The 18,964-nt window shown below is 45.8% G+C and carries 19 protein-coding genes; 13 read left to right on the forward strand and 6 right to left on the reverse strand.

All coding sequences use genetic code 11. The features are described 5' to 3' along the window. Positions 1 to 97: 97 nt before the first annotated feature. Both ACXHJ2_RS01870 and ACXHJ2_RS01875 read right to left on the reverse strand, forming a co-directional pair. Positions 98 to 1,015, reverse strand: coding sequence for a sensor histidine kinase (locus tag ACXHJ2_RS01870; protein ID WP_165082582.1), 918 nt, complete (start codon positions 1,013 to 1,015; stop codon positions 98 to 100). Beyond that, a complete protein-coding gene (locus ACXHJ2_RS01875; RefSeq protein WP_165082580.1) occupies positions 1,016 to 1,693 on the reverse strand; it encodes a response regulator transcription factor in 678 nt (225 codons plus the stop codon). Between the two features lie 261 nt (positions 1,694 to 1,954). Between ACXHJ2_RS01875 and ACXHJ2_RS01880 the strand changes: the two genes are divergently transcribed. From ACXHJ2_RS01880 to ACXHJ2_RS01900, 5 genes are read left to right on the forward strand one after another with little or no spacing between them, the layout of a single operon-like run. Further along, on the forward strand, positions 1,955 to 2,908 hold the full coding sequence (locus ACXHJ2_RS01880) for an ABC transporter permease (RefSeq protein ID WP_165082579.1): 954 nt from the start codon (positions 1,955 to 1,957) through the stop codon (positions 2,906 to 2,908). Continuing rightward, entirely contained in the window at positions 2,898 to 3,848 is a 951-nt protein-coding gene (locus ACXHJ2_RS01885) for an iron chelate uptake ABC transporter family permease subunit (protein ID WP_017425553.1), read from the forward strand. The genes ACXHJ2_RS01880 and ACXHJ2_RS01885 overlap by 11 nt, the downstream gene beginning before the upstream one ends. Next, positions 3,842 to 4,600 (forward strand): iron ABC transporter ATP-binding protein, encoded by a 759-nt coding sequence (locus ACXHJ2_RS01890; protein WP_013373133.1) that lies wholly within the window; start codon positions 3,842 to 3,844, stop codon positions 4,598 to 4,600. Before ACXHJ2_RS01885 ends, ACXHJ2_RS01890 begins: the two co-directional genes overlap by 7 nt. Before the next feature lie 12 nt (positions 4,601 to 4,612). Continuing rightward, positions 4,613 to 5,593: a siderophore ABC transporter substrate-binding protein gene (locus tag ACXHJ2_RS01895; protein ID WP_165082578.1), complete on the forward strand. Its 981-nt coding sequence runs from the start codon at positions 4,613 to 4,615 to the stop codon at positions 5,591 to 5,593. Positions 5,594 to 5,626: 33 nt separating this feature from the next. Beyond that, positions 5,627 to 6,370: an alpha/beta hydrolase gene (locus ACXHJ2_RS01900; RefSeq protein WP_165082577.1), complete on the forward strand. Its 744-nt coding sequence runs from the start codon at positions 5,627 to 5,629 to the stop codon at positions 6,368 to 6,370. A gap of 104 nt (positions 6,371 to 6,474) precedes the next feature. On the opposite strand, the gene ACXHJ2_RS01905 is transcribed toward ACXHJ2_RS01900, so the two are convergent. Further along, positions 6,475 to 7,911: a DUF4179 domain-containing protein gene (locus ACXHJ2_RS01905; protein ID WP_165082576.1), complete on the reverse strand. Its 1,437-nt coding sequence runs from the start codon at positions 7,909 to 7,911 to the stop codon at positions 6,475 to 6,477. Then, entirely contained in the window at positions 7,904 to 8,431 is a 528-nt protein-coding gene (locus ACXHJ2_RS01910; RefSeq protein WP_165082575.1) for an RNA polymerase sigma factor, read from the reverse strand. The genes ACXHJ2_RS01905 and ACXHJ2_RS01910 overlap by 8 nt, the downstream gene beginning before the upstream one ends. 219 nt (positions 8,432 to 8,650) lie before the next feature. On the opposite strand from ACXHJ2_RS01910, the gene ACXHJ2_RS01915 reads away from it, so the two are divergent. Both ACXHJ2_RS01915 and ACXHJ2_RS01920 read left to right on the forward strand, forming a co-directional pair. Further along, complete coding sequence (locus tag ACXHJ2_RS01915; RefSeq protein ID WP_165082574.1) at positions 8,651 to 9,562, forward strand: aldo/keto reductase; 912 nt, start codon at positions 8,651 to 8,653, stop codon at positions 9,560 to 9,562. A 157-nt stretch (positions 9,563 to 9,719) separates the two neighbouring features. Continuing rightward, positions 9,720 to 10,046, forward strand: a complete 327-nt coding sequence (locus ACXHJ2_RS01920; protein ID WP_013373129.1) for a thioredoxin family protein — start codon at positions 9,720 to 9,722, stop codon at positions 10,044 to 10,046. 126 nt (positions 10,047 to 10,172) lie between these two features. Here ACXHJ2_RS01920 and bacA read toward each other — a convergent pair whose 3' ends face one another. Together bacA and ACXHJ2_RS01930 are read right to left on the reverse strand one after the other, a co-directional pair. Beyond that, the gene (gene bacA, locus ACXHJ2_RS01925) at positions 10,173 to 10,970 is read right to left on the reverse strand and encodes an undecaprenyl-diphosphate phosphatase (RefSeq protein WP_013373128.1); all 798 of its coding nucleotides are present in this window, start codon (positions 10,968 to 10,970) and stop codon (positions 10,173 to 10,175) included. Between the two features lie 128 nt (positions 10,971 to 11,098). Continuing rightward, positions 11,099 to 12,439: a hemolysin family protein gene (locus ACXHJ2_RS01930; protein WP_185156529.1), complete on the reverse strand. Its 1,341-nt coding sequence runs from the start codon at positions 12,437 to 12,439 to the stop codon at positions 11,099 to 11,101. Between the two features lie 254 nt (positions 12,440 to 12,693). Here ACXHJ2_RS01930 and ACXHJ2_RS01935 point away from each other — a divergent pair, with 254 nt between their 5' ends. The 6 genes from ACXHJ2_RS01935 to def all read left to right on the forward strand — a co-directional run bounded on the left by ACXHJ2_RS01935 (position 12,694) and on the right by def (position 18,905). Next, on the forward strand, positions 12,694 to 13,494 hold the full coding sequence (locus ACXHJ2_RS01935) for a DUF1836 domain-containing protein (RefSeq protein WP_058711501.1): 801 nt from the start codon (positions 12,694 to 12,696) through the stop codon (positions 13,492 to 13,494). A 205-nt stretch (positions 13,495 to 13,699) separates the two neighbouring features. Next, positions 13,700 to 14,641: a glycosyltransferase family 2 protein gene (locus ACXHJ2_RS01940; RefSeq protein ID WP_016820344.1), complete on the forward strand. Its 942-nt coding sequence runs from the start codon at positions 13,700 to 13,702 to the stop codon at positions 14,639 to 14,641. 39 nt (positions 14,642 to 14,680) lie between these two features. Then, the gene (locus tag ACXHJ2_RS01945) at positions 14,681 to 15,634 is read left to right on the forward strand and encodes a glycosyltransferase family 2 protein (RefSeq protein ID WP_165082664.1); all 954 of its coding nucleotides are present in this window, start codon (positions 14,681 to 14,683) and stop codon (positions 15,632 to 15,634) included. A gap of 73 nt (positions 15,635 to 15,707) precedes the next feature. Continuing rightward, entirely contained in the window at positions 15,708 to 17,087 is a 1,380-nt protein-coding gene (locus tag ACXHJ2_RS01950) for a lipopolysaccharide biosynthesis protein (RefSeq protein ID WP_013373123.1), read from the forward strand. Then, complete coding sequence (locus ACXHJ2_RS01955) at positions 17,062 to 18,036, forward strand: polysaccharide pyruvyl transferase family protein (RefSeq protein WP_165082571.1); 975 nt, start codon at positions 17,062 to 17,064, stop codon at positions 18,034 to 18,036. The genes ACXHJ2_RS01950 and ACXHJ2_RS01955 overlap by 26 nt, the downstream gene beginning before the upstream one ends. Before the next feature lie 287 nt (positions 18,037 to 18,323). Further along, positions 18,324 to 18,905 (forward strand): peptide deformylase, encoded by a 582-nt coding sequence (gene def / locus ACXHJ2_RS01960; RefSeq protein ID WP_016324730.1) that lies wholly within the window; start codon positions 18,324 to 18,326, stop codon positions 18,903 to 18,905. Positions 18,906 to 18,964: the final 59 nt, after the last annotated feature.

Consider the following 18,964-nt stretch of genomic DNA (forward strand, 5'->3'; position numbering starts at 1 on the left):
CCATGATAAATAGTCTGTATCACCAATACTTCGCAATACAGACTTTACCATATCAATCTTTCTACAATCTTTCTGAAATCTAACAGTGTCGTAAGAATTACTTGTCTATGGGGAGAAAAATCGAGAAGGTGGAACCACGGCCTCGGCGTGACCATAGTTTGATGTATCCGCCCCCAGCCAAAACAATTTTTCTTGCTAAAAATAGTCCAATCCCGACACCTTCTTGCGAGTTTACAGTTTGTGACCGATAGAAACGCTTGAAAATCTTACTGTGTTCTTCCTCTGCAATTCCAATGCCATTATCAGTAATATCAATTCGGCAGAATAAATCATAAGCACTCACTTTAATGAATATATTCCCGCTAATTTCTGTATATTTGACGGCGTTGTCCAAAATATTATAGATTGCCTCAACCGTCCATTTTAAATCAAAAGAAGCCTGAATTTCTTTACTCTCCATTGTAATCGAAATTCCTTTAGCGTTTGCCTTCGGCATAATTTGTTCCAGTGCAGTAGTTAGTAGCTTCTGAACTGACTCCTGCCTTGACGACAATTTAATAATCCCTGTTTCAAGCCGTGATGTTTTTACTAAGGAATGGATCAGGAAATGAAGCTTTTCGGCTTGTGTGGATAAAGCCTTTACACAAGTGGAACCTTCCGGTGGCAAATCATATTCACTGAGCAGTTGTGAGTAGAGGAGGATGTTAGCAATAGGTGTTTTCGTTTGATGAGAGATATCAGAAATGAGCTCGTTTATTTTATTTTTTTCTGCCAACAAATTTTTCGAGGAAACGGAGCAAATGGAAAGAAATTGCGCAAGCTTGGCCTCTACTGCTGATAAGACGGATTCGTCAAAAACACGCTCTGAAAACTCGCCACTAATTGCAGTTTCAATCATATGATCCATAGTCTTCATTGTTTTATGTACGTTCTTACGATAGAGAAGAATGGTAACCCCGGCTATGAAAAGAGCAGTGATAGCAATTCCAAAACACGCATAATTCAGGGTCGTCATTCATTTCACCGCCCAAGTGTATCCGATACCGTACACAGTCTTAATGTACTGAGGAGAGGAAGGAAGGTCCTCCAGCTTGTCACGTAGCCTTTTTATGGTGACTGACAAGGCATTTTCGCCCACATACTCAGCGCCATCTGTCCAGATGCTGTCTACCAAATGATCACGGGTAAGGATCTTCCCACGATGATCAATTAAGAGGCGAAGCAATTTCTGCTCCGTTTTGCTTAGCTCCACAGGTGTACCCTTTTTAGCAAACGCCATCTTATCAAATGAAAAAGAAAAAGCATCTATCTGAATGGTTTCTGCAAGAATACGCTTGTTCTTTTTTAACTGGACGTCTACTCGTGCCCTTAATACCATCAGACTGAAGGGCTTAGTGATATAGTCATCGGCGCCCAATTCCAAACCAGTTACAATATCTGTTTCCATATCATGTGCAGTTAAAATAATGACCGGTAAAGTTGTTGTTTTACGAATATCGGTTAAAAAATCTAGTCCGTTTCCATCTGGCAAATTTAGATCAAGAATCACTAGGTCAAAAGCAGCGCTTGCCAATTGTTCTTTTGAAGTACTTAGGTCATGTGTTTGCACAAATTCGTTGTTAGGTCCTTTAAGAGCGAGAGTAATGCCATTACTCAAAGCTAAATCATCTTCTACGATTAATATGCGGTTCATCTTTTTCCTCCTATATGCTTTCACAACTAAATATAGCTGGACTCACGGGCTCTCTTTCTAGTTTACTGGATTTTGCTCGTATTTGCTCACTGGTTATCGCACGGCTGTGTTGTCATGCTTAAAACAATTCGAAGAATTTGACAGATACAATATCACTGCTATAATTTATGCTAGTTGATTTTGATAATGATTATCATTATTGGAGGGGAGGATAGGGCCGAAGCTTGGTACGAGTTATTGGACAGGCTTCCTTAGTTAGAGATGAAATTGCGCTATTTAATACTGGCTATTCTGGTACTAGCCTTCGCCTCGGTTTTTATTGGTGTTCATGATGTAACTCCACTTGATTTGTTCCACTTAACCAACGATCAAGCGCAGGTGCTCCTGATTAGCAGATTTCCACGTTTGATCAGCATCATTATCGCAGGGGCGAGTATGAGTATCTGCGGGCTGATCATGCAGCAGCTTACCCGGAATCGGTTTGTATCGCCCACCACCGCAGGGACGATGGATGCGGCACGATTGGGTGTGCTGATGGCTATTATGGTGTTTGGAGCGGCGGAATTCTGGACGAAGATGCTGACGGCTTTCGGATTTGCTCTAGGGGGAACACTGATTTTTATGAAGATACTGGATAAAATCCGTTTCAAGGACCCGGTGTTTATCCCGCTTGTCGGTCTGATGTTTGGGGGCATTTTAAATTCGGTAACGACTTTTTTTGCCTACAAATATAACCTGATTCAGGGCATTTCTTCGTGGATGCAGGGAGATTTTTCTCTCATTATGAGTGGTCGCTACGAGATGCTATATCTTAGTGTTCCTTTGGTTGCGCTGGCGTACATATATGCGAATCGTTTTACAATTGCAGGCATGGGTGAGGATTTTGCGGCCAACTTGGGTGTACATTACAAGCGCACCGTCAATGTCGGGTTAGTGATCGTGGCTTTGGTTTCCTCTGTTGTCATCTTAACGGTGGGGACAATTCCCTTTTTGGGGCTGGTTGTACCTAATCTCGTCAGTATGTATATGGGGGATAATCTGAAAAAAAGCCTGGCCCATACCGCGATCTTGGGCGCCGTCTTTGTGCTGTTTTGCGATATTTTGGGACGGGTGATCATTTATCCGTATGAAATATCTGTAGGGCTTACGGTGGGTGTGATCGGGAGCGCGTTGTTCTTGTATTTGCTGCTGAGGAGAAGGGCTTATGAATCCTAAATTAAAAATCGGAATATTAGCCGCTGCCGCGCTTGTGTTGATTGCTGCTTTTGTGTTTATCGATCTTCCGCACACCTGGCATTACGCGTTGCCGCGACGATTGAAAAAGGTCGCAGCTTTCATTCTGACAGGTGGCTCCATTGCTTTTGCGACCGTTATTTTCCAGACGGTTACGAATAATAAGATTTTGACTCCGGGTATTATCGGGCTGGATTCACTGTATATGCTGATTCAGACGACGATTATTTTTGCATTTGGTTCCGTCCCATTGATTTCGACCAGCAAAGAATTAAACTTTTTGCTGTCAGTGGGGATGATGGTGTTGTTCGCGGGATTGCTATACAAGTTAATTTTCCGCAAGGATGGACGGGGAATTTATGTACTTCTGCTGATTGGTCTGGTGTTCGGGACGCTGTTTAACAGTCTGTCTACCTTTATGGAGGTACTGATTGATCCAAATGAATTTGCGAAAATTCAGGACAAGAGCTTTGCCAGCTTTAGTAATGTAAACACCGAACTGTTATGGCTTTCTGTATTCGTGCTTGTACTTGTATTTGCTTATGCGTGGAGGTTCATTAAGTACTTGGACGTGCTGTCGCTCGGACGGGAGCATGCCATTAATTTAGGCCTCCCTTACAGTTATATCATCAAAAGATTGCTAATTATTGTAGCGATTCTCATCTCCATATCCACGGCACTTGTCGGGCCGATCACGTTTCTCGGATTAATTGTGGCCAATGTGGCTTATCAGGTGATGAAGACCTATCAGCACCGTTATATTATTCCGGCCTCCATCTGTGTTAGTGTCATTGCTTTGGCAGGGTGCCAACTGCTGGCAGAAAGAGTATTCGACTTATCGACAACAGTCAGCGTCATTATTAACTTTATCGGGGGGGTGTACTTCCTGTACCTTTTGCTGCGGGAGAATAAATCATGGTAGAAGTCAAAAACGTAACCAAACGCTACGGAAATAAAAATGTGGTGGAGCAGGTGTCCGTCACTATACCTAAAGGCACCATTACCTCCTTTATTGGACCTAACGGCGCTGGGAAAAGCACCCTGTTGTCGATGATCAGTCGCCTAACAGATAGTGATGAGGGAGAAATCCTCATTGACGGACAGGCCGTGAGTCTGACCAAAAGTGAGGAACTAGCCCGGAAGATATCCATTTTAAAACAGACCAATGATGTCAACATCCGCTTAACCGTGAAGGAGCTGGTCAGCTTCGGCCGTTTTCCGTATTCCAAGGGCAGATTGAACAGCGAGGATCGCAAAATGGTAGAGCAGTCTATGGCCTACATGGGACTGGAGGATATGAAGGACAAACATATTGATTTGCTCAGTGGGGGACAGCGGCAGCGGGCTTTTATTGCGATGATTCTGGCACAGGACACGGAATACATACTACTGGATGAGCCGCTGAACAATTTGGATATGAAGCATTCGGTTCAGATTATGAAGACGCTACGCAATTTAGTGGATGATCTGGGCAAAACGATTCTGGTGGTGCTTCACGACATTAACTTTGCTTCCTGCTATTCGGACCATATTGTCGGGATGAAGAATGGCAGATTGCTAAAGCAAGGAACGGCTGACGAGATGATAGATAGTCAGGTATTAAAAGATTTGTACGATATGGATATTCCGATTCAACAGATCGGTGATCATAAAATTTGTGTGTACTTCACTTAGGGGGAATGTAAAATGAAGAAAAATTTGATGTTTTTAACACTGATGCTTGCACTGGTACTGGTCGTATCGGCCTGTGGCAAAGCGGCTCCGGCAACACAGGAAGCGACTGGCGATGGCTCCTCAACTGCAACAACGGAATCCAAAACTGTATCGGTCAAACACGCGCTGGATGAAAACCCGGTCCAAGTCAAAGTCAATCCGAAGAATGTCGTTGTTTTTGATTTTGGTTCATTGGATACGCTCGATAAGCTGGGCGTAGACGTTGCGGCGGTAGCGCAGCAGGATCTTCCTACGTATTTGAACAAATATAAAGATTCCAAATATGCAAGTGCGGGCACGCTGTTTGAGCCGGATTACGAGAAAATCAGTGATCTCTCTCCTGAACTGATCATCATTGGTGGCAGACAAGCTGATGCATATAAAGAGTTGAGCAAAATTGCACCCACGATTTCGATGGCTGTAGACACCAAGGATTATATCAATTCCTTTAAGAAAAACGTTGAAACGCTGGGGCAAATCTTCGACAAAGAGGAAGCTGCCAAACAAGAACTGGCTGCGATTGATAGCTCCATTAAGGCTGTACATGACAAGGCTGTAGCAAGCAAGGCTAAAGGATTGATCGTACTGACAAATGAAGGAAGCCTGAGTGCATACGGCTCACAATCCCGCTTCGGTATCATTCATGATGCTTTTGGCGTAACTCCTGTAGATCCTGGCATTAAAGTATCGACGCATGGACAAAAGATTTCTTTTGAATATGTACAGCAAAAAAATCCTGATTATATTTTTGTCGTTGACCGTGGGGCTGTGGTGGTCGAGGAAGGCAAGGAACAGGTTACAGGTAAACAAACCATTGAGAATGAACTGGTGAAGAAAACCAATGCATATAAAAACGGTCATATTGTATACCTGGATCCTAACTACTGGTACCTATCAGGTAATGGTCTGGAATCCGTATCTGAAATGATCAAGGAAATAGATGCTGCACTGTAATGCATACATTTACATCATGGGGGACTATGTAGGATGAAAGGTCATGTAGATGAAATTTCATTAGATGGGTATCTTGTGCACGTCTATACACCTCCCGTATCTGTGAATCATAATGAGCTGTATCCTGTGCTGTATGTACAGGATGGCAGCTCTTTATTTCTAAGCGGGTTGGATGAGCTGGAAAGAGGTTTTTCTACGGGAGAGCTGCCCCGTGTAATGCTGGTGGGCATTCAGCCTGTGAATCGGCTGGATGATTATACGCCTTGGGAGGCAGCTGCTTTAGTAGAGGGAAGACCTGCTTTTGGCGGTGGCGGAGATGCCTATCTGGCGTTTGTGGTTACAAAAGTAATGCCATATGTCGAGGCAAAATATCCAGTGCAAACTGGGCTGGAGCATACAGGGCTGATCGGTGCTTCGTTGGGTGGACTGATTTCCATGTATGCGGCCTTCCAGTATAAGCATATATTTGGACGCATTGGTTCGATCTCGGGCTCATATTGGTTTCCCGGTATGATCGATTATATGCAATCTGCATCATTTGCCACTGTAATGGCTGGGACACACCGGATATACATCTCTGTCGGGACCTGTGAAGGGGAAGGGAAGACGAATGTACAAAAAGATATGGTTCCGCTGACGCTCCAGGTGTGTGATGTCCTGCTTGCCCATGGTTTGACGGAGCATGAGGTACGGCTGGTAAAGGATGAGGGAGCAGTGCATAACATAAACCACTTCCGGCAACAATTTCCCAAAGCTGTCGCGTGGTTGCTTGGATAAAGCTTTTTATGTTGGTTCTAAATAATAATAAACGCCAAAGGACAGGAGTGACGAAATCTCCAATACTTTGGCGTTTATTTTATACAATCCACAGGTGGTGGATTTTAACGTACCTGAATTTCCAGGGGCTCTGGAAATGCTCGAGAATGTCCTCCATAATCAATGATTTCAAAAGTAAGCGGCTGCGGATACTGCTCATGGTTGGAGATTACGAATCCATCCAGGCCCGTACCTGCTTCAGCCAGCATGTGTCTTTGTCCCTTGCCGTCGGTGAACGAATTCGCCATTCGAAAATAGGTACCGCCTGAGGTTTCTGTAAACTGATATCTTAAATACAGACGAAGCCGCTGATGTGTAGGATTATCAATATATTTGTCAAGTTTAATGCGTTCATCAGGAGATTTAACGAAAGTTTTGGTTATCGTATTAATGGTAATCGGTGTATTTTTATCAGGCTTCAATGTTAGTTCGCAGATATTAAGCCAAAGCTCTTTATGCTCTGAGAAAAAGCTGCTTGTAAAGTAATAGGTTTGTCCTTGCTTGGTTGTAATCCTGCGATCGTATTTCAGCAAGTCATCATAGGTTAAACGGGTAGAACGGCTAACTTTGTTGGAAACCAGATTCATAAAAAGATCCGTGTTTACAATCTCTCGTCCTCCTGTAGGTTTAAAACGGATTTCCACATCCGTTCTTAACGGTGTCCTGGTGAGCTGTCGAAGCTCGATGTGCTGGTCTTCAATGGCAACGTCCCGGTTGAGGTCCTTTACTTCGCGCAGTGCAGCATCCGGCCCTCGCTTCAAAGTCAAGGGAATGCTGAATTGCTCTGCCTTGGGCTTTACAGACGAACCTTGCCGGGCCTGAGCCTGCCAGACTGCGGATAAGGTCAGAGCGTCGGGAATTTGCCCCGGCCCTTCAAAATCAAAGACCATGACGTTGGAGACAACGGTCTGATCAGGACGAGCTTTGCTGCGGGTATCCCAAGTAAAGGAACCATCTAACGGCTTGCCATCCGAACCAAGCAGCCGTGGTTTGACATTGCTTTGCAGCTGCAAGGGGGATTTGGAGCCTTTATTTTCAGCCGTATATAAAATAATAATCCGCTGGCTATCCGCAGCCATTCCATCAATGGTTACCTTATAATCTCCGGATATAAAGCTTTGTTCTACTGGCCAATAGATATCATGTGCTGCTGCTTGCTGAAGCGCGAGTGTAAAGTTGTCCTGCTCACCGAAAAGACGACTTACATAAGTCGGGATTTCATGGTGTCGTTGCACCGGCTTTGTCGCCGTTTGCGGTGTCAGCCAATGCCGGGTTCCCCAGATTCCGCCCCCGATACACAAGGCGAGCAGAACAACGGCTATGATTTTTAGCCTGCCTGCAGGTATGGACCAAAATCCTGTGCCCCGAAGGGGTTTATCTCTATTGGCCCGCTGTATACCACGCCGCATAGCCAGATTCATCGCTTCGGCAGACACTTGTTGGGCAGCTTGTTTGGCCTCCTGTACCTGCTGCTTGAACCACAACTCCTCTTGATCAGCCATGCTGTATTTCACCTCCATGATGGATTTTGTGCCGCAGCTGCTTCAGCCCTTGATGCAGCCAGGTCTTGATGGTTCCTTCTGATCTGCCAAGTATCTTCGCAATTTCGGGTACGGTCATGTCATCGTAATATCTCAGCAGGAGGGCTTGCCGATATTTGGGTTTAAGGCGGCTCAGGGCTTGCTGCATGTCCAGCTTGCTGTCACTTACCATTTCGGAAACCCCTTCCGTGACAAGAACAGGAATCTGGGAACGGCGCCGTTTTTGTCGCTTGAGTTCTTCCATACAGCAGTTCATCAGAATACGGATGATCCATGGAATCAGCGCCGCGGGATCCCTCAATTTGCTGCATTGGGACCATGCACGGTAAGTGGCTTCTTGAAGCATATCCAGTGCATCTGCTTCATTACGCAGGTAGCTGTATGCAATGCCGTAGAGTCGTCGGTTGTGTCTGGTGATCAAGGTGAAAAATGCATCCTCATCCCCTTGGCAGGCGGACTCTGCAAGTTCTTTGTCTTCCATGCGGACCTCCCTTTTTTATCTGCCATGTCCGGCCGGTTCATGGGCATCTATAGATAAGGATGGATTGAAGAGCCCAAAACGTTTTATTTTTTTACTGGATGAATTTACCTCCGTACTAATGAGCCGGTTCAAGTTTGGTTTGGGCCGCTTGAATACGTATAATAAAGAAATATCCAATATCTGATGTTACATAATAACGAACGTAAGGGGGAGACAACCATGAAAAAAAACCGCCTGGGATCTTCGGATTTGCTGGTAGGTGAGATTGGCCTGGGATGTATGTCGATCGGTACGGAGGAGCAGCAAGCCGTTTACTTGATTCATGAAGCATTAGACAGAGGCGTAAATCTGTTGGATACGGCCGATTTGTACCAGCATGGACGCAATGAAGAAATTGTGGGGGCAGCCATCCGTGGACGGCGGCAGGATGTTATCCTGGCGACCAAGGTCGGCAATCGGCGTATACCGGGACAGGAGGGCTGGGGATGGGACCCGTCCAAGAAATATATCCTGTCCGCCGTGAAAGAGAGTCTGCGCCGCCTGGGAACGGACTATATCGACCTGTATCAGCTGCACGGAGGGACGATTGACGATCCGATCGATGAAACCATTGAGGCTTTCGAGCAACTGCAGCAGGAGGGTGTCATCCGCTACTATGGTATTTCCTCCATTCGCCCGCATGTTATCCGTGAATATGTGGAACGCTCGAATATCGTTAGTGTTATGAATCAGTATAGTTTACTAGACCGGCGTGCAGAGGAGGAAGTATTGTCTTTGCTGCAGGAGCGGGGAATTAGCGTGATTGCACGTGGACCCGTGGCAAGCGGTGTATTGGCTGACAAGGGGGAAGAAAAGGCAGCGAAGGGATACCTAGACTACGAAGAAGCGGAGCTACTGGACATGCGCAAGCAATTAAAGGCATTTGCAGGACCGGAGCGTAGTATGGAGCAGACAGCAATCCGTTATAGCCTGTCTCATCCGGCTGTCGCGGCTGTGATCCCGGGTGCAAGCTCTTTGGGGCAATTGGAGCATAATATTTCTGCAGCAGATATTGCACCGCTAACTGAGCACGAGCGAGAGACGCTACAGCAAATCTGCCGAGCCAATCGTTATGACGCGCAATACCGCTGACTCGAGCCATAATAGGATAAATGAAGTATACGCTCGAACATGTACTCATCCCAGTTGCAATATATACAAGAATCATTACAATATAGGAATAAGCCTGATTTATCATTCATATGTGAATGTGAAGATATTATCAATTCACTCTAGGAGGGACCAACGAATGGAACGCATCGAATCTGAGCAGCAATATCAGGATTTAATTAACGGTGACGGTCTAACCGTCGTGAAATTTGATACCAGCTGGTGTCCAGATTGCAAGACGCTGGATAAATTTATGGACGGCATTATGAAGGAGAACGCGGATAAGCGTTTCTTTGCGCTGGATGCCGAGAAGTTCCAGCCGATTGCTGAACAAAATCAAGTACGTGGCATTCCGAGCCTGCTCGTGTTCCGTAATGGCGAGAAAATTGCTCATTTGCACAGCAAATACGCCAAAACGCCAGCTCAAGTTTCGGAATATCTGACTACGCTGGAATCCAAACAGTAATTAGTTCGCATGGTAGATCTAGATCAGGATGATCTACCCAAGCAGCGAAATAGCAAAAGGGATATCCAAGGCTGACCTTAAGGCCACTTGGATATCCCTTTTTGGTTGTAGGATACCAAACAATGATTACAAAATAATGAAAAAGAACACAGCTGCCAGCACGAAACGGTAGATGGCAAACGTAGTCAAGCTCAAGCGCTTGAGCAGACCGAGGAACGTTTTGATTGCCAGCATACCAACGATAAATGCAGTAATAAAGCCGGCTGCGAACACCGGGAAATCACTCATAGACAGATGATCCATACTTTTAATCATATCAATCCCCGATGCACCCAGCATGACCGGAACAGATACGAGGAATGTAAATTCTGCGGCTGCCGTATGGCTTACACGTGCGAATAGGCCCCCAGACATAGTTGAGCCTGAACGAGAGAAGCCTGGCCACAGAGCTAGGACTTGGAACACACCGATGGTAAAGGCTTGTTTGTACGTGATCTCATCCAACGTATGTGATCTAATAGGCGGATGGAATTTTTCAGCCGCGATCATGAGCAAGCCCCCGATGACCAAACTGTATAAAACCGTTTCAGGACCAAACAAGTATTGCTTGATTACATCACGGAACAGTACACCAATTAATCCCGCAGGGATCATGGCTAAAATAATATGTAACAGGTTTAGACGTGGCTGGGATGAGATTTTGCGTCTGAAATCAAACAGGCTGAGGAATCTGCGCCAGTATAATACAACGACCGCCATTACAGCACCTAATTGTACGATAACCTCAAATGTTTTGACCGTATCATTCTCGGTGTTCAACCCTAGAAGATCAGCCGTAAGGATCATGTGACCCGTCGAAGAGACCGGCAAAAACTCTGTCAGCCCTTCAATAATTCCCATAATAATAGATGATAAAATATCCAATTTACTAGCTCCTCCTTACACGCATGTAGGGCAAACAACCTAAGTCGTTTGCCCTAAAAATATGTCATTTCAGTAGGAGTGAACGCAAGTGCCAAGTGCAGTATGCTGGTCGCTCAGATCACAAAGGTTCACTCCTGGGAAGAAGTGTCCGATTCCGACTCCATTTCCGAGGTCGGGGATTTGTGGTGTAAAATAATTTCCACCCGACGAATACGATTTTTACCCATTTCACGAATGATAAATTTCACATCATCTTCTATGAATTCCTTGCCCTGTCTCGGTTCCGGAACCCGGCTATACACCCACCCTCCGACAGTATCCACGTCTTCATCGTCCAATGCCAAGCCCGTCAGATCACTCAGATCGGAAAGCATCACTTTACCATCCATCAAATAACTGTTCTCCGTCAGTTTCTCGATTTCCTTCCGTTCATCCTTATCAAATTCGTCCCGGATTTCGCCGACAATCTCCTCCAAAATGTCCTCAATGGTAATCAAACCAGAGGTTCCACCATATTCATCGACCAGGAGAGCGATATGAACCTGCTCCTTCTGCATACGTTTCAGCAGCGTGTTGACGGGGATAACTTCCGGAACGGTCAAGATCGGTTGAATCAGGCTATCGAAAACAAGCTCGGGATTGCGATCATACTCAAGGAATAGCTGCTTGGTATTAATCATACCAATGATCTGATCCTTGCTGTCTGTCGCTACCGGAAAACGGGTATACTGTTCTTCGTGAATAGTCTGCATGTTTTCTTTGAGCGAGCGATTCGTAAACAAGCATACCATATCTGTACGTGGCACCATAATTTCTTTGGCAACGGTCTCGTCAAAAGCGAAGATACGATTCACGTAGCCATATTCGGTGTTATTGATCTTACCACTTTCCACGCTTTCGGACAAAATGATCTGAATTTCTTCCTGAGAGTGCGCTTCTTCATGCTCACTAGCCGGTTGGAGACCAAACAGACGAACCAGGCGATTGGCCGAGCCGTTAAGGAGCCAGATAAACGGATACATAATCCGGTTAAACCACACGATGACTGGAGAGGTTAACAAGCTGACAGCTTCCGCTTTGCGGATCGCCAATGTTTTGGGAGCTAGTTCGCCGATCACCACGTGCAGGTAAGTTACAATGACAAATGAAATAATAAAGGCCAGGATATGTGAAAACTCCCCATTGATGTTGAGCTGTTGAAAGAGAGGCTCCAGCAGTTTGACTACAGTCGGTTCACCGAGCCAACCGAGTCCTAACGCTGTAATCGTAATACCAAGCTGACAGGCGGACAGGTAGCCGTCCAGATTATTGACGACTTTTTGTAGCGCCAGTGCGTTTTTACGGTTCTCCACGACCAGCTGATCTACCCGGCTGGAACGGATTTTAATAATCGCAAACTCGGTAGCCACGAAGAAAGCACTAAATAAAATCAACATCGCAAACAAAAATAGACTGACACCTATACCCATATAATTTTCACTCATCCCTTTTTCGTTCAATTTTTTAAGAAACTCTATTTTGAGTTCACTTGAACTTATTTTAAGAACTTAAAAGAAAATATACAAGGTTCATATGGAATCGTAGCAGGTCACCTACCTCTAATTTACACGAAAAATAAGGCATAATAGAACCCGCACGGCTCATTGCTTCACTTTACAAGCCTAGTTTAAGGGCGTATGATGAGTTCGAATGAACTTGAAATGTAACAAAGGGAGGAAAGCAGATGGAGTCTTTTACCCTCACTCGCCGTGATATGGCCCATTTGCTGCTGGCCATGGAAGGTCGCAGCGATTTGCAGCCTTTGGCTGTTCTCCAAGACGCTTGGAGGCGCACTCATAGCCATCTTGCCCGTTCCGGTAGCACCATGCCGACATTTCTATATACCGAAGTGACGCCTGTGCTGGATAAAATCATTAAGGGCAAGCACAGCGCAGCCTTTTCGCTGCAGGAAATTGTTTCTCTAGGCCAACTGGTGGAATATAGTCATGTCTCACTCGCCTCTATGCAAAATTGGGTCAAACGTGATTTTAAGGAGTTTCTCGGCGCTCCGAAGATCGGCAAAAAATACTCAGTCAACCAGGCAGCCATATTGCTTATCGTGGAGGATTTAAAATCATGTCTTGATTTTGAATCCATCCGTCAGCTATTTCATATCCTGTTCCAACAGCCTGAAGATGATACGGATGATCTGATTCAGCCGGTCGATTTGTACGCTGCATATTCAACGTTATTTGAAGAACTGGATGCGAACGGAGACCAACTGCTTGATGTGACAGGAGCAGGGTATGCCAAAGACAACGGAAATTCTGCTACAGGACAGAAGCGGCAGGAAGCTGCGACAGAAGAACTGCTGGTACAGGCTGCAGATCAATATACTTGTCGTTTACAGCACTTGACCCCCAACCAGTGTGAAGCAGTGCGTAATACTTTGCTGGTAGCAGCGGTATCGGTGCAAAATAGTTATTTTTTGTCGATGGCACGTCGGTATGTGAATGCGACATTATTTTTGGATTTTCAAGGGTAGATCAGGATTGGCGTAAGAAGCCGATCCTATTTTTTTTGCTCTTTTTTGAGGATTGTCTACCCTTTTGGAGACTGAAAAAGTATACAAAAGAGGTATATACACTCAAACGCTGTCAAAGATACAATAAACATATATAATCCAGCAATTGGAAAAACTTTGAATATCTCTTCCAAAGCATCTGGATACACACACAGGAGGTAATGGCATGTCCGATGTCTCCATCATCATTTGTACCCGCAACCGGATCGAAGACCTGACACGCTGTATACAATCTATTGCTGCACAGCAGCAATTGGAGCATACAGCTGTAGAACTGCTGATTGTTGATGACGGCGATATTTCCGACCAACAGATTGAACAGTACCGTCACATGGTATCCGGATTGCCTCAAGGTGTTCTCAAATATTATAAAAAAAGTCGTCCCGGCGTTTGGTTATCCCGCTATGAGGCCTTGTCTCTCGTACGGTATGATATTGTGCTGTATTTTGACGATGATGCCGAACTGGACGATAAACTCTATATCCGGCGCTTGCTCGATACCTACGAACAGGATGAAACGATTGTAGGTGTTGGAGGGATTGCAAAGGGACTACATTCAAGCCGGGCAGGAAAGCTGCTTGGCGTTTTGACTTTTCAGATGTCTTCTTCCCTTGGCAAGCTCTCACCCAGTAGTCTGGCAGGTTCTTTGCTGCGTTGGAGCGAAGCAACTGAGACTTTTGACACTGAATTTTTCCATGGCTGCAATATGTCATTTCGGAGGGATGCGCTTCGGGACATGAAGCCGTATCCGTGGATGACCAGCTATGCGGTGGCTGACGACTTGTACATGTGCCAGTTAGCGAGCCGTTACGGCAAACTGGTGATTAATCCTGACTTAAAAATCATCCATCATGAATCTCCAAGCTCGCGCGATAAGGCGGGCAAAGTAGCCAAGGCGACAGCAATTAACCACTATTATTTTCTTGCCCTGAAAAAGGCGGGATTTATCCAGTATGGAGCTCTTTTATGGACCTTAACCTACTTGATGCTCAAAGAAACGCTGCGCCGTAATTTTAACGCAGCAGATGGATACAAGCAGGGGGTGTTGTTCATTCTGAACCCGCGTAAGCAAAAATATAACGAATATTTAGGCCCGGCGGTTCAGTAATCTGCTTTATACACATTGACAGGATAAAGGGGGAGTATGATGTTAAGCTTGTCCATTGCTCTGTGCACCCGCAATCGGGTTGACGATCTGACCCGATGCATCAATTCAATTGCCATGGGGGGAGCACCAGAGGCATGTGAAACCGAGCTGTGGATTATTGATGACGGAAAACTGCCAAAGCATGTGCTGGAACGTTATGAGCGTCAGTTGGGCAGAGCGGGAATTGCCTACCGATATCATCGTAAGGAGCAACCCGGACTATGGTTATCACGTGTAAAGACGGTGGAGCTTGCCCAAGGTGACATCATTTTGTTCCTTGACGATGATGTTGAGCTGCCAAGCAACTACTTGAATGAGTTAATGCGCACCTATGAGGCGTATCCGCAAGCAGCTGGTGTTGGCGGCATAGCAAAGGGAATGAGTAACAGTTTCATGGGTACGATTCGCTGCTTGCTTTCGTTCCAGCAATCCTTGTCCAAAGGAAGATTGTCCCTCAGCGGTCAGTCCGGCTCGATGTACAACTGGCATAAGGCCAAGAAGACGTTTAAGACCCAGTTTTTTCATGGTTGTAATATGTCATTTCGCCGTGATGCGATTCTAAGTCTGGAGCCGGTACCTTGGTTGCAAAGCTATAGCGTCGGCGAGGATTTATTACTTTCCCGTATCGCCATGAAAAGCGGTCCATTGTATATTAATCCGGCGCTTACGCTGCTTCATCACGAATCGCCGTCCTCGCGCGACAATATGGAACAGGTTACTTATATGCGGGTGATGAATCATATTCATCTACTACGTGACGAGGGGGCTGGGCCGATCGGTTATGCAGCACTATATTGGACGACGTTGTATCAGATTTTGAGGGAAAGACCCAAAAAAAACCATAAAGCCATTCAAGGCTATAGAAGAGCACTGAAAGAGATTTTCTCAAGTACGAAGGAGCCTGTTAGCGGAGGACAGTTGTCTGAGCGCAATACCAAAAAAACGGTGGGCTGATGGAGGTGCGTCAAAAGACGCGATGTGAGCATAGAGACGAGAGGCTTAATAAGGAACAGGAGTTGGACGTAACATGAGCACATGGACAGCAGCAAGGAAAGTATTCACGGGTGACAGTCTCGCCAAAACGATCATGCGCACAAGCTTTAATAATTTTTTTGTGCTAATCGTCACGACCCTGACTTCCATCCTGACCGCACGTATGCTCGGAGTAGAGGGGAAAGGTGAACTGGCGGCTGTTCTGTTCTGGCCTACGCTGATCGGCAGTGTATTGAGCTTCGGCTTGCCAACATCGTTAATTTATAACCTCAAGAAGAAAACAGGCACGACGGAAGAACTGCTGGCGTTGTCGCTCTGGATTCAGTTGCCTGCCAGTCTGTTGGCGGGAGCGGTGGCCTGGATATGTATGCCGTTGTGGCTGAATGGCTATGGTGCAGACATCATCCAACTGTCGCAGATTTATTGTGCGGCAGCAGTACCGCTAGCGGTGCTTACAGCACTCACGACGGCATTATCGCAAGGACTGGATCGATTTAGCGTATATAATGGCCTGTTGTTTTACTATCCGTTACTGAATTTCATCGGTCTAGTGACCCTGTGGCTGATGGGCTTACTCAATGTGCAATTGGCGGGGGCAGTGAATTTTGCTGCGAGTTTCCTTGCGCTCATGTGGGCGTTCCTCCGTTTACGCAAGCATATGAATTTGCGCGCATTTCGTCCGTTGACCAGCCGCCAAGTGCTGCGCCCTTATTATAGCTATGGAGCGCGGGTGTATGGGATGGAGTTGATGGGGACGCTGTCCACACAAACGGACAAAATCGTCATTGTGGCGCTGCTGTCACCCAAAGCGTTCGGTCTGTACTCTGTTGTCTACGCCTTGTCCCGTGTGTTCAATGTGGTGCAAAATGCCGTCACTAATGTAACCTTCCCGAAGGTGACAGGGATGGAACACAGCAAAATTGTCGAAACGGTGGGTCGTGCTTTTCGCATCTCTATGGCTGCGATGCTAATCGTCATTGTACCGGCTCTCTTCATTGGACGATACATGTTGGGATTGCTGTACGGTCCCGCTTTTCTGGAAGCGTCGCTAACGTTCTACCTGCTGTCACTGGAATGTATCATTGGTGGTGGCTCATGGATTTTGGCTTCGGCCTTTAACGCACTCGGTCGTCCGGGACTGGTACTGTTCCGGCAAATTGTAGCCTATGCGATCACCGTCGGTCTGTTTTTTATTTGTACACCGATCTTCGGTCTGGACGGCATTGCTATTGCTTTGCTTGTAGGTGCTTGTGTACGGTTGGCGTTCTCGCTGTTCTCGTTCCCCATGTTTTTCAATGTTCCGCTATCCCGGATCATTTTTGATAAAAGTGATATTACATTTGTCTTGCAGACTATACAAAAGAAGCGCAGGAAGGGAGAACTGAAAGATGCCGAATTCGCATCCCATGGCTAAACTGAAAAATAAGCTGAGCGTCATTCTCGACGTAGTCCCTCAAGGTTCGAACATTATTTATGTCGATTATCCCGTCTATAATAACGGTGGAGACGTACTGATCATGAAAGGCACCGAAGCGTTCTTTAGGGATAATGGCATTCGTGTCCGTGCCCGTTATAGCGCCATGGATATTCCCGATCAGCTTCATATTCCGGGCGACTGGATTATCGTGTGCCACGGCGGGGGCAACTTTGGTGACTTATATGCAAATCACCAAAATTTGCGGGAACGCATCGTTCGTGATTTTCCTAACCACCGAATTGTAATCATGCCGCAGACGATCCACTTCCAGTCTGAACAAAAGGCTAATGAGGTGGCGGCTCTGTTTAATGCCCACCCGGATCTACATATGTTTGTGCGGGATACACGCTCTTATCAGTGGGCTAAGGATAAACTGAACCAGTGCAGCATCACATTATGTCCTGATATGGCGCACCAGCTGTGGCCATTGAAGCCGACTACGGAAACCGTGAAGGACGTATTGTACTTCCTGCGTACAGATATTGAAACGGTAGGAGGACAAAAGAAATTCGATGACGAGGCTGATGCCTCTCACCGTCTGGACTGGGATACTTTATTCACTCCACTGGAAGTGAAGGGGATCGTCTATTTCCAAAAGTTTTACCGTCTGAATAAGAAAATCGGCGGCCCGTTGCCTACGCGTACATTCTGGTACAAGTACACCGACCATCTTATGAACAAGGCGGTTACGCTGTTCAGCTCTTACCGCGAGGTTCGCACTTCACGGCTGCATGGTCATATTCTGGCCTGCCTGCTTGATATGCCGCATGTTGTCATTGACAATTCTTACGGCAAGAATTCGCAATATTATAATACCTGGACACAGCCGAATCCGAAGGCAAAGCTGTTCAGTGAAACACCTGAAGCATTAGAGCAGCCGTCTTAATCGTAAGAAAAGCTAGTTAAAGACCTCCTGAACACTTCATTGGTTTAGGAGGTTTTTGGTTCAGTACTACAAAGAGCATAAGTATAATTTAATTAGATAAACAATTAACGCAATGAATATTTTAATGACTTAATCTATAAGAGAGGATATTTTCGCTCTATTTTGACAATTCATTTCATGAATAGATATAATTTATGGGATAAAACTTGCAGAAAAGCGCGGAATTCTCCAGCTTTTGCTGTACATCACATGATCGTATATTTATTTAAATGAATCGAGGCTGACGAATGAGCAATCAATCGATGGACATGCTTCTCACGAAGGATATCGTGCGTGAAGGGGAACCGATTTTGCGCAAAAAGGTTGATCCGGTATGTCTGCCGCTGTCTGAAGAGGATCTTCAACAGATGCAATGGATGCTGGATTATCTGAAAAATAGCCAAAATGAAGAGCTGGCCACCCGCTATGAGCTGCGCCCGGGTGTAGGACTATCCGCCAACCAGGTTGGGTTAAATAAAAGAATGTGTGCTATTTATTATGAGGACGGAGACCAAACGGTAGAATACGCCCTGTTTAATCCGAAGCTGGTCAGCCACTCTACATCCATGATTTACTTGGAACAGGGGGAGGGATGCTTGTCTGTAGATCGGTATATACCCGGATATGTACCGCGTTACGAGAAGATTCGCATCAAGGCCAATTTGCCGGACGGGACTCAGGAGTTGTTAACGTTTAAGGGTTATGCAGCGATTGTTGTACAGCATGAAATGGACCATCTGGATGGCATTATGTTCTATGACCGTATCAACCCGGAAGATCCGCATAAGCTGCCACAGGGAGTGCATATCGAACCTTTTGTACGTAAATAGTTCGTGATTCGTAAAGTGTGGTGACTCCGTTCACCACCTTTTTATTTTGCAAGAAAATA

It is taken from the genome of Paenibacillus sp. ALE3 (assembly GCF_054113405.1).

Bases quoted from the DNA above. Each gene is read 5' to 3' on its own strand.
- ACXHJ2_RS01955 (WP_165082571.1), top strand. From the start codon at position 17,062: ATGCCGAATTCGCATCCCATGGCTAAACTGAAAAATAAGCTGAGCGTC.
- ACXHJ2_RS01905 (WP_165082576.1), bottom strand. From the start codon at position 7,911: ATGGCTGATCAAGAGGAGTTGTGGTTCAAGCAGCAGGTACAGGAGGCC.
- ACXHJ2_RS01885 (WP_017425553.1), top strand. From the start codon at position 2,898: ATGAATCCTAAATTAAAAATCGGAATATTAGCCGCTGCCGCGCTTGTG.
- ACXHJ2_RS01935 (WP_058711501.1), top strand. From the start codon at position 12,694: ATGGAGTCTTTTACCCTCACTCGCCGTGATATGGCCCATTTGCTGCTG.
- ACXHJ2_RS01945 (WP_165082664.1), top strand. From the start codon at position 14,681: ATGTTAAGCTTGTCCATTGCTCTGTGCACCCGCAATCGGGTTGACGAT.
- ACXHJ2_RS01950 (WP_013373123.1), top strand. From the start codon at position 15,708: ATGAGCACATGGACAGCAGCAAGGAAAGTATTCACGGGTGACAGTCTC.
- ACXHJ2_RS01940 (WP_016820344.1), top strand. From the start codon at position 13,700: ATGTCCGATGTCTCCATCATCATTTGTACCCGCAACCGGATCGAAGAC.
- ACXHJ2_RS01870 (WP_165082582.1), bottom strand. From the start codon at position 1,015: ATGACGACCCTGAATTATGCGTGTTTTGGAATTGCTATCACTGCTCTT.
- ACXHJ2_RS01875 (WP_165082580.1), bottom strand. From the start codon at position 1,693: ATGAACCGCATATTAATCGTAGAAGATGATTTAGCTTTGAGTAATGGC.
- ACXHJ2_RS01880 (WP_165082579.1), top strand. From the start codon at position 1,955: ATGAAATTGCGCTATTTAATACTGGCTATTCTGGTACTAGCCTTCGCC.
- ACXHJ2_RS01900 (WP_165082577.1), top strand. From the start codon at position 5,627: ATGAAAGGTCATGTAGATGAAATTTCATTAGATGGGTATCTTGTGCAC.
- ACXHJ2_RS01895 (WP_165082578.1), top strand. From the start codon at position 4,613: ATGAAGAAAAATTTGATGTTTTTAACACTGATGCTTGCACTGGTACTG.
- ACXHJ2_RS01915 (WP_165082574.1), top strand. From the start codon at position 8,651: ATGAAAAAAAACCGCCTGGGATCTTCGGATTTGCTGGTAGGTGAGATT.
- ACXHJ2_RS01890 (WP_013373133.1), top strand. From the start codon at position 3,842: ATGGTAGAAGTCAAAAACGTAACCAAACGCTACGGAAATAAAAATGTG.
- ACXHJ2_RS01930 (WP_185156529.1), bottom strand. From the start codon at position 12,439: ATGGGTATAGGTGTCAGTCTATTTTTGTTTGCGATGTTGATTTTATTT.
- ACXHJ2_RS01910 (WP_165082575.1), bottom strand. From the start codon at position 8,431: ATGGAAGACAAAGAACTTGCAGAGTCCGCCTGCCAAGGGGATGAGGAT.
- def (WP_016324730.1), top strand. From the start codon at position 18,324: ATGAGCAATCAATCGATGGACATGCTTCTCACGAAGGATATCGTGCGT.
- ACXHJ2_RS01920 (WP_013373129.1), top strand. From the start codon at position 9,720: ATGGAACGCATCGAATCTGAGCAGCAATATCAGGATTTAATTAACGGT.